The following is a 13,341-nucleotide window of genomic DNA, read 5'->3' as shown; positions in this document are numbered from 1 at the left end:
GCTGAAAAATCTGATCTTCATTTAGCGCTGCCAAACGGAGGAGCTGATGCACCTACTGCAGGCATTTTCATTTGGCCAATTTTTTCTTTAATAGCTTTTCCTGGCTTTGTGTTTTTTAAAGACTCATCTAAAGAGTTGTATAAAGCTTCTGTTTTTTTGAAATCTGCCGCAGGGTCATTAATTAAACTTTGGATAATTAAAGCTGAGATAAATGATTTTGGGTGAGTTTCAGCATAAGCTGTGTATTTCTTTTTAGATTCAGCCTGAACATCAGTTTGAATAGCCATATATTCTTTCATTAAACCATTGATAACTGCTGTGTCTTGTTTTTGCTGAGCAGCCTGCATAGTTTGAGTGTTTTTTTTCTGAAAATCCATTAATCTTTTTTGAACTTTAGTAAGATCTTCGTTGAATTTTACATACTCGTCATTACTGTAAGTTCCGGAAATTTTTGATTTGTGAATACTATCTTTATCAACGTCAATTTTAATTTCACCAGTTTCTAAGATAAACGGAACCGGACCTTGTAAATCCTGAACAATCAAAGTATGAAAAGCAGGTTCAGTAACTTTTCCTTTTATTTCAAATTTTCCATTTTCAACTTTTACAGTGTCAAGTGCTAAAGGAGCCATTGTTGTTGGATCCTGCCCTTGAAGAATTATTGTTTTTCCGTTCTCAATTCCTTTTGCAGTTCCGGTAATAAGGAATTCTCCGTCTTTAACTTTACTGCAAGAAATTATCGCTGCAGAAGCGGTAAGTAAAAAAAATATTTTTTTCATTATAAAAAATTAATTAGTTAATTGATTTGTGCAACAAAAGTATTTAAAAATATAGAACATCAATAATTTTACTACCTAAAATTTTGTTATAGTTTTTTTTATGTCAACTGCTTTATAGATAGTGTTTTAATTGATTTTTTTTAATTAAAAAACAGCTAATAATTTTATTATTCAGAATTAAATCAATGATTTTATCACTTTTTAGCATAAAAAAAGCATTCTGGTGTCAGAATGCTTTTGAAAATAGTATTGTAGAATCTCTATTCCTGATTTGTTTTCTTTCTCCAGGTAAAAGAGTTTAAAATGTGTCTTTTTGCGAATCTTCCCGGAGAATCTGCATTAACCATTTTCACGTAAGTTGCTTTAGGAACACTAATATATTCGTAAACACTTCCGTTAGAAAAATCGATGATCAAACGACCTTCAACAAACTTATAATCTGTAATTGAACAAGTCGAAATCGTTTCAGTATATTCAGGTAAATTAGCTTTAATCGTCTCAGGATTAATACTTACTAAAAAGTGATATGCCTCAATGATAGCTTTACTTTTTTCTTCTGCAGCTTTCAAACCAGCATCATCTCCCTGAAATTTATCAGGATGAGATTCTTTCATCGCATTACGATAAATGGTTTTTAAATCTTTTAATTCTGCAGTTTTGTCTACGTTTAGTAACTTTCTGTATTCAACTATTTTTTTCATAAATAAAGGTAACTACTTGTCTATTAGTTTGAAATTGATGTTAATTGTTCAAAAAGACAAATTTTTTGCAAAGGTACACTTTTTTTTAACTTTTTACTTTTGATAGAAAAAATATTCAGAAAATAAGCAAAAATTAGATAATGAGTCAATTAGGAAATGTAAAAAATAAGGAGCTGTTCCCGCTATCCGTTCTAATCTTTCATGCCGAACCCCGGCATAAAAGGATTTCCACTTCTATCGGGGCTAGGGCACTTGTTTTTATAATATATTTTAGGATTTAAGCTAAAACTTAAGTAATTATTTGTTTTCAGGTTTATGATTTGCCTTATCGAAGTTTTTCGATTTTTTCGGATATTTATCATAACTGATATCGCTTGGGTTTTCAATAACCGATTTAATTGTAATCCAATCTCCAATAGTAAAGTTTGAATGTGCAATTTTATAATCTAAAAGATATTCACCACAAAAATAATTGTTGTTTTCATCTTTTTCGATGATGCCGGTGTAAACTCCTTTTTGAGGCATTTTTTCTTGTGAATCCTTAGACATAAGTTTTTTATTTTAAATTGAGGGGGCAAAGTTAATCAATATTCTGTTCAAATTAGCTGGTTAATTTTAACGCAAAGAATCGCAAAAGCTTTTTTATCTTCTAAATGTGTATATCTGTGATTTTTTATCAAAACGTAACGACAAACTTGTCATTTCGACGAAGGAGAAATCACTGAGGGTGAGCAACCAGTGTGGCTTCTCCTTCGTCGAAGTGACAAAATGAGAATAAAAGATAGCAACTAAGTTCGGCAATCTCAGTATATTTGCACATGCAAAAAAACTTTAAGCCACATCCTAATTCCTTTAAAAATACATTTTGTGTTTTTAATGAAGTCGTGCCGGAAGCCATTAAAGGATTGAAAGTTCAGTTTGAAAGTTCAGCAGGAAGCACTTATTATTATACCGAAGCCGGAATGTACCGTGTTTCGAATCATTGGGGAAGATTAGCTAACAGTAAGTGGAGATTAATTGCTATGGAGCCGGAAACTCCTTCTAAAACAAAAACAGGTTTTGCCGCCTGGAATGAATTTTATCCTGATACTGCTGAAGAAAAGTTGTATTATATCGAAGCGGATTATGGTAAAAACACCGTAACTTATCAGCACAAAAATAATCCGAAGTATGATAAAAAAGCAATTCTGAGAACGAGTTTTGAAACTACAAAGCGTATCAAACAAATCCGGAATCTGCAACAGCTGACATCCTGGGCAAAACATTTTGACTATGATGATATTGCAGATTTAAGAAAGCAAATCATTGATGAATTGATTTATACCGGGAAGACTTTAGACGAAATTAAAAGAGAAATATAATGGGACGCAACAACGAAAGGAATATCAAGAAGCATAATGACAAATTGCATAAAGCCCAAAACAAAGTAAAACAGGCAGAAATTGCAAGGAAAGAAAAGCTAAAAGAAATTATTAAAAAGTTTAACGAAAACAAAACTGAAGAGTAAAGTTTCAAGTTACGTTACGCAACCTGAAACCTGACCCGAGACTTTAGTCCAACTGGCGAAGCAAACAAAAAGTAACAACAAAAAATATGAATACGAAATTTGAGAGTTTAAAGGCAAGCGTACAGGAAATCATTGATTTGATTGCTGCAGAGAATAATAGAGAAGCGAATAATAAATTACTTGATGTAAGTGAAGTATTAGATGAAATGCTGGATTTTGCAGAAGAAGATGAAGAGTTGAGAGAAATAAGCCGATATCAGGTTTTATTGAATCAGCTGCATGTAAAACTTAATGGCGAAGAGCAGGTTGATGGAGAATAAAAAATGCCTTTGCGATACCGGTTTATTGTTCGCGGAATGTTGCGGATTGTATCTTGAAAAGCATCAAAAAGCCCCAACAGCATTAGCTTTGATGCGTTCGAGATATTCGGCTTACGCGACTCATAATGCCGATTATCTTTTAGAAACGACTTATGTTTCAGAAAGAAAATTTTATTCAAAAAGTGAAATTTTGAAATGGGCAGTGAACAATAAATGGCAAAAACTGGAAATTCTAAGTTTTACCGAAAATACGGTCGAATTCAAAGCTTATTTTTTAGACAGTAGTCAAAAACCTCAAGAACATTATGAGTTTTCGACTTTTAAATTTGAAAATAGTGCATGGTTTTATCTTGATGGGAAGTTTGAATAATTGTCAGTATCATCACTAATTACTGTTCGTTTTATTTAAATACTTTAACTAAAAATTAGTAAACGTTTCTTTTTTCATAATTCTAAAAAAACGTACTTTTAAAATTATGAAAAACGAATTTAAAAAAGGTTTTTATTTCAAGACGTACGAAGCACCTTTTCAGTCTCCGTTTGAAAAACTTTTTGGCATTTTCAAAGAGTTAATTACCCATACCTCGGGAGATTTTGACGAAGCTATTGACTGGCTTCGTGAGTTAGATAAGGAATATAAGCTAACAGACGAAAATTACTCAATCGATGATTTTATTGAAGATCTCAAGAAAAAAGGATATATTAAGGACGAAGCAAAACCTGACGGAACTTCCGGTTTTGGAATAACAGCAAAGACAGAAAGGGCTATTCGCCAGCAGGCTTTAGATCAGATTTTCGGAAATTTAAAACGCGCAGGAAGCGGAAATCACAAAACCAAACATGCCGGAAACGGAGATGAACATACCGGTGAATTCCGTGAGTTTAATTTCGGAGACAGTATAGAACGTATTTCTTTGACAGAAAGTTTGAGAAATGCCCAAATAAACAATGGCGCTGAAAGTTTCATGCTGACCGAAAATGACCTGGTTGTTGAAGAAACCCAGTTCAAAGCACAAATGAGTACCGTTTTAATGATTGACATTAGTCACAGTATGATTTTGTATGGCGAAGACCGGATCACACCTGCTAAAAAGGTAGCAATGGCTTTGGCCGAATTAATCACAACACGTTATCCAAAAGATACACTTGATATTTTGGTTTTTGGAAACGATGCCTGGACAATTCCAATTAAAGATTTGCCGTATTTGCAGGTTGGGCCTTATCATACCAATACCGTTGCAGGTTTACAATTGGCAATGGATATTTTGCGTAGAAAACGAAATACAAACAAGCAAATTTTCATGATTACCGACGGCAAACCAAGTTGTGTACGTGAGCGTGACGGATCTTATTATATGAACAGCAATGGTCTGGACGAATATATTGTTGATAAATGCTACACACAGGCACAGCAGGCTAGAAAATTACACATTCCGATTACAACTTTTATGATTGCCAGAGATCCTTATTTACAGCGATTTGTGAATCATTTTACCGAAGCCAATCAGGGAAAAGCATTTTACACCGGATTAAAGGGGTTGGGAGAAATGATTTTTGAGGATTATGAAACGAATAGGAAGAAAAGGGTTCGTTAAGTTTTAAAGGTTTTGTAGAGATGCATTGCTGTGAATCTAACACCATTCTAAATCAAAATGTAATAACACAATCGATATTTCAATAAAAATGGAAATAAACAATATAAAGACATTAGGACAATTAAAAGCTGCAGGATATAAAAGCATAAGTATAAAAGACGAATTGCGAAATAACCTGCGTGAAAAAATCAAATCTGCAAAACCGGTTTTTGAAGGTGTTCATGGTTTCGAGAATACCGTAATTCCGGAATTGGAACGCGCTATTTTATCCCGTCATAATATTAATTTATTAGGACTTCGCGGTCAGGCTAAAACCAGACTGGCGCGTAAAATGATCGAATTATTAGATGAATATATTCCGTTTGTAACGGGTTCTGAAATTAACGACGATCCTTTCAATCCGATTTCACGCTTTGCTAAAGATTTAATTGCAGAAAAAGGGGATGAAACCCCAATTTCATGGCTGCACAAGAGTGAGCGTTTCTTTGAAAAATTAGCCACGCCAGATGTAACGGTTGCTGACTTAATTGGAGATGTTGACCCTATAAAAGCTGCCAATTTGAAGTTATCTTACGCAGATGATCGCGTGATACATTTCGGAATGATTCCGAGAGCGAATCGCTGTATTTTTGTGATTAATGAATTGCCGGATTTACAAGCCAGGATTCAGGTAGCATTATTCAATATTTTACAGGAAGGAGATATTCAGATTAGAGGTTTTAAGTTGAGAATGCCGCTTGATATGCAATTTATTTTTACGGCAAATCCTGAAGATTATACCAATCGAGGAAGTATTGTAACACCTTTAAAAGATAGAATCGGTTCGCAGATCCTTACACATTACCCGGAAAGTGTAGCAATTGCCAGAACCATTACAGAGCAGGAAGCAAAGCTGGATGAAAATCAGGCAGATATAGTATATGTTCCTGGACTCGCGAGAGATATTTTAGAACAAATAAGCTTTGAAGCACGAGAAAGTGAATACATCGATAATAAAAGTGGTGTAAGTGCCAGAATGAGTATTACAGCCTTTGAAAATTTAATTAGTACCGCAGAGCGTCGCGCTTTAATTTCTGGTGTTGATAAAACTTCACTTCGTTTATCAGACTTTATTGGAATCATTCCTGCGATTACAGGAAAAGTAGAATTAGTGTATGAAGGAGAGCAGGAGGGAGCGGCAGTTGTAGCTCAGAGTTTAATAGGTTCTGCTATTAAAACTTTATTTTCTGATTTCTTTCCGAAGATTGAAAAATTAGAAAAACCCGGTGAAAAAACGCCATATTCTGATTTAATTGAATGGTTCTTTGCAGAAAGTGGTTTCGAATTACTGGATGAAGCTTCCGATACCGAATATCAAAATATTTTGGATGAAGTTACTCCTTTAGATATATTAGTAAAAAAATATCAATCTCAATTAGATAAAAAAGATCAGTATTTCATGAAAGAATTTATTTTGTGGGCATTGGTAGAACATAAAAAACTAAGCAAAGATCGTTTTGCAACAGGCCATCAGTTTAAGGATATGTACGGAAGTTATATTAGCAAATTATAAATTGTATGCTGACCAAAAAGCAAATTTTAATTTTATTTTTAATTTCAGGAAATCCCTGAATAAGAGGTATTTATACTTTGATGAAGTTTTTTGATAGAGCAGATTTCCCTTCTGATATAATGATAAACCTGAATGTTTTAGTAGAAAATAATTTTATAATTGGTCTTGAAAAATTTGAGAATAGCACTGATAAAAATTATATGATTACGAAAAATGGAGAGAATTTTTTATCAGAGAATTTTAGTAGTTCAGAAATTATAGATTATATTAAAACTATGGATGATCCAACTTTTATGTTAGAATTGACTAAGGATTATATTGATAAAATCGTAGACAATACAAAAAGAGAAAATTAATAGTTTTTGTATCCTTTTCTTAAACTCACTTTCTGCCCCGACAGGTTGCAAAAAACTTGTCGGGTTTATTATTTCCAAAAAGAACCATTACCAGTTTTATTTCGGCTACCTTGCTACGTTGGCTGTATTTGCAGTTTTTCCCAAACAATAAATGGAAAATAGTTTCGAAGATTTGATTGCGAGTTATATTGAAAATAAAGTAGGTATTTCAGAGCATTTTTTAAGTAAAGAATTAGCTGATAATCTTAAACAAAATCTACTTGATTTAAATCACAAGAGTTTGCTGTCAGAAGCAGGAATTGGAAATTCAGAAAAGCTTTCTTACGATGGCGCAATCAGGAGCGATTCTATTTATTGGTTAGATAAAACACATAACAATGTTTTTGAAAATGCTTTTTTTGCCCAGATCGAGGCCTTTATCATTTATCTAAATGAGAGTTGTTACGCCGGAATCACGGGTTATGAATTTCATTACTCTTTATATGAAAAAGGTGATTTTTACCTAAAACATCTGGATCAGTTTAAAAATAATCCAAGTCGGAAATATTCCATGATTAGTTATCTCAATAGTAATTGGCAAGAATCTGATGGTGGGGAATTGATGATTCATCAGGAAAATAATGATCAAAAGATTTCACCAACTCAGGGAAAAACAGTGTTTTTTAAAAGCAATGAATTGATGCATGAAGTTTTGGTGACCCAAAATACGAGAATGAGTATTACAGGCTGGCTTAAAAGCGATTAATTTCTTTTGAATAGTAGTTTATTTCTTTATTTTCTTCATAATAAAATCATAATTCAGGTTTAAGTAATTTGTATTTACGTTTCAATCCTTATTTTTGTTATTCATACATTTATTCAAATGAAATTACTCATAGTCGAAGACGAACCAAATCTACTTTCCATTTTACGAAAAGGATTCGCTGAAAATAATAACGATGTCAGCGTTGCTCTGGATGGTAAAACGGCATTGGAAATGATTCATAATTATACTTTTGATGTAGTAGTTTTAGATGTAATGCTTCCGGATATTAACGGAATTGAAATTTGCAGAAGATTACGCGCCAGCAAAAACTTTGTACCTGTTTTGCTTCTGACAGCCCTTGGAACTTCTGAGAATATTGTTACAGGACTCAATGCCGGTGCTGATGATTATTTGGTTAAGCCTTTTAAATTTGGAGAACTCGATGCAAGAGTAAATGCCTTAAACCGAAGAGCCAATCAGGATATAGACAGAGTCGATGTGATCACCATTGGCGATCTCGAAATAAACGGCCGTGCAAAAACGGTTAAAAGAGATGGAGAACAGATAATTTTAACTGCCAAAGAATTTAAATTACTGTATTATTTAGCGAAAAACAGTGGCAGAATTGTATCGCGGGATCAGATTTTGGATAATGTCTGGGATATTAATTTTGATATGAATACAAATGTTGTTGATGTTTATATTACGTATTTAAGAAAAAAAATAGACAAACCCTTCAAAACCAAACTTATTCATACCACGAAAGGTTTGGGTTATGTTATACAGCCATAAAATGGATATTAGAAAAAGAATTACTTTTACTTACGTAGCACTTTCTACCTTTAGTACTTTGCTATTGAGCATAATTGTATTCGTTTTATTTAGAGAAAATAATCGTTATCATTTCTTAAAAAGACTTGAAGACAGGTCTAAAATTGTGGCTTCTATTCATTTTCAGCATGATCCCGAAAAAATAAAATATTACAGTAATTTAAAGAAAAACGGGCTCGAAGAACTTATCGAAGAAGAAGAATATGTTCTTAAGATCAACAGTGCCAATAGTTTTGATTATAATACCAAATTAAATCTACCGAATGAATTTTACTCCAATATTCTGCAGACAGGCAAAGATTATTTTGAGATTAACAGCAAGTATTATTTAGGTCAGGTTTTTACAGAAAGAGATCAAAAATATATTGTAATTGTTGGGGCACGCGACCGAAGAGGGAAAACGACTACCGTTTATATTGTAAAGATATTGCTGTTTGGAGGCATCGGTTTTATACTCCTGGCCTTTTTTTTAGGACGCTTTTTGGCAAAAAGAGTCATCAATCCAGTAGCCAGGATTACGAAAGAAGTAAATAGAATTAGTGCTTCGAATCTCCATAACAGATTGCCGGAAGTTAAAAATGCTGATGAAATTTCAGATCTTACAGAAACGTTCAATGACATGCTGGACCGACTGGAAACTTCTTTTGAAATTCAGGCAAATTTTATTAACAATGCATCACACGAGTTAAAAACGCCAATTACAACCATAATTGCTGAAGCTGAAATTATGTTGATGAAAGAACGTCCGGTTTCAGAATATGTTCAGTCATTAGAGAATATTTACAGTCAGGCTTCCAGATTAGGAAATTTAACTGAAAGCCTTCTTAAGCTAACGCAAACAGGGTACGACGGAAACAAACAAGTTTTGGATATTGCCCGAATCGATGAGTTATTATTGGAAGTTAAGTCAGATTTGGATAAAATTTTTCCTGACAACCGCGTGAGTATCAAACTTAATTTTGCCCCTAAAGATTCCAATTTGTTGTTGATTCCGTGCAACAAACCACTTTTAGAACTGGCCATCAATAATATTATTACCAATGGTGTAAAATATTCTGATAATAATGAGGTTTTTGTAACGCTTTCAGCCAATAATGAGGCGATAAAAATTTCGATCAATGATATTGGAATAGGAATTCCGCCAGAAGATATCCCGCATTTGTACGAGCCTTTTTTCAGAGGAAAAATTGCAGCCAAATATATTGGTTACGGGTTGGGGCTTCCCCTGGCTTCCAAAATTATCCGTATGCACGATGGGGAAATTCAGGTACAATCAGAACAGGATAAAGGAACGATTGTGACTATCATTTTTAACAAATCAAACATTAAAAAGAGGAATATTAAAAATTCTAATGTTGAATCTTAGAAAATTCTAATTTTAGATTAAGACCCTTCTAATTTTCAGGTAGTTATTTTGTCTGTATATACTAAAAGATTATACATATGAAAAATTTCCTGATACCCACTACTTTAAAAGACGATACAATTTCTGCTGTAAAATGGGCGATAAACCAAGCAAAAAAATCAGATTGTGAAATTGTTTTAATGATGATTGCAGAAACTCCCGATTCTTTTTCATCATCTAATTTTTTGCGCGAAATGCGAACCGGACTTACCAAAAGTCAGGAAGAGGTTTTAGCAACCTGCAGGTATATGATCGATCATACTCAAAACTGCAAAATTAAAATTCATAATCAATACGGGATTTCTTCTCCTGTTTTTAGAGGAATTATTGATCATTTTTCTGTAAAATTAATAATCTTATCTAATTCGTATAAACAGGAAACCAAGCGTATTCATCATTATCTGATACAATTGGCAGGAAATCAAAAATGCCCAATTCTGCATTTAGGGAACGAACAATTCAGGGAAGATTTCAATAAAGCACTTTATATTGAAAATAGCAATGCCAACATGCATGTAAAAGATGTACAGCAGTTTCTTAATGATAATTTCTCTTATGAAATTGTAAGTCAGGCTTCAAAAACTGAAGATCTCGAAAATATGACGCCTTTATCTGAAGCAATTTCAAAATACGAAATTGATCTTTTGGTTGAAACCCGAAAAGGAGAAAAAATAAAATTTAAAAAATCAAAAAAACAAAATATTAATGAAAAACTCGGACTTCCGATACTTTCATTATATGAGGAGCTGGTTTAATAGTTTTAGTGAATAAAAATTAGCCTTTGAACGCAATAAATATTAAAAAATACAGAGCTATAGCTATTCATTAATTACTAAGACTCAATCCCTGTAATATTAATTTAAAACCGAAAATATGTTATTAAAGAAAAGAATACCAATGAAGTACGTTCTCGGGAAAATTAAAGTAGAACTTGCCCTAGTAGCCGCATACACTATAGTATTTGAGGTTTTTCATCACTATTTTGTTACGCTTCCTGTAGATATTCCGATTGCTATTCCAACCATGATTGGTACAATTATATCGTTATTATTAGCCTTTAAATCCAATCAGGCTTACGATAGATGGTGGGAAGCCCGAATTGTATGGGGAGCAATTGTAAATGATTCCAGAACATTAATCCGCCAGGTTTTAACCTTTTATAAAGATCCTGATTTTTCTGTTGGAGCGAGTGAATTCAAAGAGAATTTTGCTAAAAGACAAATTGCATGGTGCTATAGTTTAGGTCAGGCACTTAGAAATAAAGATGCCATAAAACCACTTAAGGGATTGATAAGTGAAGAGGAATTAAAGTACATCAAAAATCATCAGAATATACCAAATGCGATTTTGATGCTGCATGCACGTGATCTTCGAAATGCAAAAAATGACAAGCGAATCAATATGTATCAACAAGTAGAAATTGATAATACCTTGTCGAGACTATGCGATGAAATGGGTAAATGTGAACGAATTAAAAACACCATTTTTCCAACCACTTACAGCATGTATATCCGATTAACACTGTGTTTGTTTATTTTGTTACTGCCTTTTGGATTAACAAGCGTATTGAGCTGGTTTGCTATTCCATTAATTGTCGCTATTGCCGCTGCTTTCTTTTTAATCGAAAGAATGGCAATTCATTTACAGGATCCTTTCGAAAACAGGCCAACAGACACACCTGTTACGACTATTGCAAACACAATCGAAAAAAATATTAAACAAATGCTGAATGAATATCAAAGCGAATTTGATATTCTAAAAGAGTTTGATTTAGAAGACGAACCTAAAAAAGTGGACAGCAACGCTTATTTTGTTTTATAAATTAAAGTTAATTTTGGTATTTTAATTGTTGACCGGTCAGTGAGTAGTTGTACTGTCCGGTTTTTTTATGTTTTAATAGAGATTTTAAATACACAGATGAATAGATTAAAGTCCAAATTAAAAGAGGCTTGAAAAATCCGGATTTTCAATATAACTGTATGTTTGTATATTAGTGAGTGTGTTTATGTACAAAGAAAAACGATGTCGTTATGTGTTAATTTTAAATACTTTTGGCAGCCAGTTTACCTAATGTTTGTATAGATTGGCGTAATTCATTTGTCCATGGCAAACCAAAACTCAAACGCATACAATTGGAGAACTGATCCTGAAAAGAAAAAATACGACCGGGAGCAATGCTGATATTGTGTTTCATGGCCAAATGATAAAATTCGGCAGTATCTATTTTTTTATCGAGTTCGATCCAAAGAAAAAAACCGCCCTGTGGCTGACTTACCTTTGTGCCTTTTGGAAAAGATTCTAAAATAGTGTTGATGTAATTACTGCAATTATGATTCAGAATCTGACGAATTTTACGAAGATGATTTTCATAGCGGCCGTTTTTCAAAAAATCACCCACAACTTCATGTGTAATGGTAGGTGAAGAGATGGTATGGTATAATTTTGTCCGTAAAATTTCTTTTTTGAATTTCCCTGGAATAACCCAGCCTACACGATATCCCGGTGCCAAAGTTTTAGAAACCGAACTGCAGCACATCACGATTCCGCTTTTATCATACGTTTTGCAATTTGTTGGTCTGGCTGAGCCAAAATATAAATCACCGTGAATATCATCTTCAATTAACGGAATATTATGTAATTCCATTAAGCGAACGGTTTCTTCCTTGTGTTCATTAGGCATCATACTTCCCGAGGGATTGCTGAAATTACTCATTAACACACAAGCCTTAATTTTTTTAGTCGAAATAGCTTTTTTTAAAGCATCTAATTCTATTCCCGTTGTTATATTGGTGGGCAGTTCCATAACATACAAACCTAGAGATTTAGCCAGTTGTAAAACGCCAAAATAAACGGGGCTTTCTGTAATAATGGTATCTCCCGGTTTTGTAACCGTCATTAAGCAATGTGACATCGCACTCACGCAGCCCGGAGTAGTTATAATGTCATCTTCTGTTAGAGATCCTCCCCATGCAAAAGACCAGCGTGCGATTTCTTTTCTAAGATTAACATTGCCCTGTATTTCTTCATAACTGGTACCACTATTGGGTAGTTGCCGCATTGCCTGAACCATACCCTTATTTAGTTTTGCTATCGGAAGAAGTTCATTTGATGGAAAACCTAATGAAAGCATGGTAACGTTTTTATCTGTCATATTTCCATAAACCAAATCAATTAAATCTTCTCTTTCAATATTTTGTGTGGTCAGAATAGGGGAGCTGGCTGTTGGTTCGGGAACAATTCTTGCCGAAATATTGCTTACATAATAGCCCGATTGTGGTCTTGATTCGATTAGAGATCTGCTTTCGATTTCATAATACGCTTTGCTGACTGTACTCATGCTGTAGCCTGTTTCTGCACATACTTCCCTAATCGAAGGTAATTTGTCTCCCACACTTAAAAGACCCGATTTTATTTGTTTTTCAATAACATCGGCAAATTGCAAATACAGGTAGTTTGAGTTTTTCATATGAGATAATAGTGTTTAATGAAACATCGTATCGCGATTTTTATTCTTTCAGTTTATACGATTTTAGTGATTTCATAAAATAAA

Annotated in this window: 16 protein-coding genes; 12 read left to right on the top strand and 4 right to left on the bottom strand. The window is 33.5% G+C overall.

The window, feature by feature from the left end; all coding sequences use genetic code 11:
- Positions 1–17: 17 nt before the first annotated feature.
- From BXU10_RS21645 to BXU10_RS21635, 3 genes are all read right to left on the bottom strand, one after another.
- A complete protein-coding gene (locus BXU10_RS21645) occupies positions 18–779 on the bottom strand; it encodes a DUF4369 domain-containing protein (RefSeq protein WP_078229565.1) in 762 nt (253 codons plus the stop codon).
- Positions 780–1,039: 260 nt separating this feature from the next.
- Positions 1,040–1,480 (bottom strand): KTSC domain-containing protein, encoded by a 441-nt coding sequence (locus tag BXU10_RS21640; protein WP_026983258.1) that lies wholly within the window; start codon positions 1,478–1,480, stop codon positions 1,040–1,042.
- Positions 1,481–1,777: 297 nt separating this feature from the next.
- Positions 1,778–2,029, bottom strand: a complete 252-nt coding sequence (locus BXU10_RS21635) for a hypothetical protein (protein ID WP_078229564.1) — start codon at positions 2,027–2,029, stop codon at positions 1,778–1,780.
- A gap of 269 nt (positions 2,030–2,298) precedes the next feature.
- Here BXU10_RS21635 and BXU10_RS21630 point away from each other — a divergent pair, with 269 nt between their 5' ends.
- The 12 genes from BXU10_RS21630 to BXU10_RS21580 all read left to right on the top strand — a co-directional run bounded on the left by BXU10_RS21630 (position 2,299) and on the right by BXU10_RS21580 (position 11,612).
- Positions 2,299–2,841, top strand: a complete 543-nt coding sequence (locus BXU10_RS21630) for a hypothetical protein (protein WP_078229563.1) — start codon at positions 2,299–2,301, stop codon at positions 2,839–2,841.
- Positions 2,841–2,987 carry a hypothetical protein gene (locus BXU10_RS25085; protein ID WP_167343422.1) on the top strand — a complete coding sequence of 49 codons (147 nt, stop codon included), beginning with the start codon at positions 2,841–2,843 and terminating at the stop codon, positions 2,985–2,987. Before BXU10_RS21630 ends, BXU10_RS25085 begins: the two co-directional genes overlap by 1 nt.
- 86 nt (positions 2,988–3,073) lie before the next feature.
- A complete protein-coding gene (locus BXU10_RS21625; RefSeq protein WP_031454789.1) occupies positions 3,074–3,307 on the top strand; it encodes a hypothetical protein in 234 nt (77 codons plus the stop codon).
- Positions 3,297–3,677, top strand: a complete 381-nt coding sequence (locus BXU10_RS21620; protein WP_078229562.1) for a YchJ family protein — start codon at positions 3,297–3,299, stop codon at positions 3,675–3,677. The genes BXU10_RS21625 and BXU10_RS21620 overlap by 11 nt, the downstream gene beginning before the upstream one ends.
- Positions 3,678–3,783: 106 nt before the next feature.
- Positions 3,784–4,902: a VWA domain-containing protein gene (locus tag BXU10_RS21615; RefSeq protein WP_078229561.1), complete on the top strand. Its 1,119-nt coding sequence runs from the start codon at positions 3,784–3,786 to the stop codon at positions 4,900–4,902.
- Between the two features lie 88 nt (positions 4,903–4,990).
- A complete protein-coding gene (locus BXU10_RS21610; protein WP_078229560.1) occupies positions 4,991–6,454 on the top strand; it encodes an AAA family ATPase in 1,464 nt (487 codons plus the stop codon).
- Positions 6,455–6,534: 80 nt separating this feature from the next.
- A complete protein-coding gene (locus BXU10_RS21605) occupies positions 6,535–6,810 on the top strand; it encodes a hypothetical protein (RefSeq protein ID WP_078229559.1) in 276 nt (91 codons plus the stop codon).
- Between the two features lie 151 nt (positions 6,811–6,961).
- The gene (locus BXU10_RS21600) at positions 6,962–7,555 is read left to right on the top strand and encodes a 2OG-Fe(II) oxygenase (RefSeq protein ID WP_078229558.1); all 594 of its coding nucleotides are present in this window, start codon (positions 6,962–6,964) and stop codon (positions 7,553–7,555) included.
- A 117-nt stretch (positions 7,556–7,672) separates the two neighbouring features.
- The gene (locus BXU10_RS21595) at positions 7,673–8,347 is read left to right on the top strand and encodes a response regulator transcription factor (protein ID WP_078229557.1); all 675 of its coding nucleotides are present in this window, start codon (positions 7,673–7,675) and stop codon (positions 8,345–8,347) included.
- 1 nt (position 8,348) lies between these two features.
- On the top strand, positions 8,349–9,752 hold the full coding sequence (locus tag BXU10_RS21590; RefSeq protein ID WP_031454783.1) for a HAMP domain-containing sensor histidine kinase: 1,404 nt from the start codon (positions 8,349–8,351) through the stop codon (positions 9,750–9,752).
- A gap of 77 nt (positions 9,753–9,829) precedes the next feature.
- Positions 9,830–10,546 (top strand): universal stress protein, encoded by a 717-nt coding sequence (locus BXU10_RS21585; protein ID WP_078229556.1) that lies wholly within the window; start codon positions 9,830–9,832, stop codon positions 10,544–10,546.
- A 118-nt stretch (positions 10,547–10,664) separates the two neighbouring features.
- Positions 10,665–11,612, top strand: a complete 948-nt coding sequence (locus tag BXU10_RS21580) for a bestrophin family protein (protein WP_031454781.1) — start codon at positions 10,665–10,667, stop codon at positions 11,610–11,612.
- 220 nt (positions 11,613–11,832) lie between these two features.
- Here BXU10_RS21580 and BXU10_RS21575 read toward each other — a convergent pair whose 3' ends face one another.
- Positions 11,833–13,257: a PLP-dependent aminotransferase family protein gene (locus BXU10_RS21575; RefSeq protein WP_078229555.1), complete on the bottom strand. Its 1,425-nt coding sequence runs from the start codon at positions 13,255–13,257 to the stop codon at positions 11,833–11,835.
- Positions 13,258–13,341: the final 84 nt, after the last annotated feature.

The organism is Flavobacterium sp. LM4 (assembly GCF_002017935.1).
Classification (GTDB): domain Bacteria; phylum Bacteroidota; class Bacteroidia; order Flavobacteriales; family Flavobacteriaceae; genus Flavobacterium; species Flavobacterium chungangense.
Note: the sequence above shows the minus strand (reverse complement) of the source record. Positions and strands in the feature narration are given on the sequence as shown.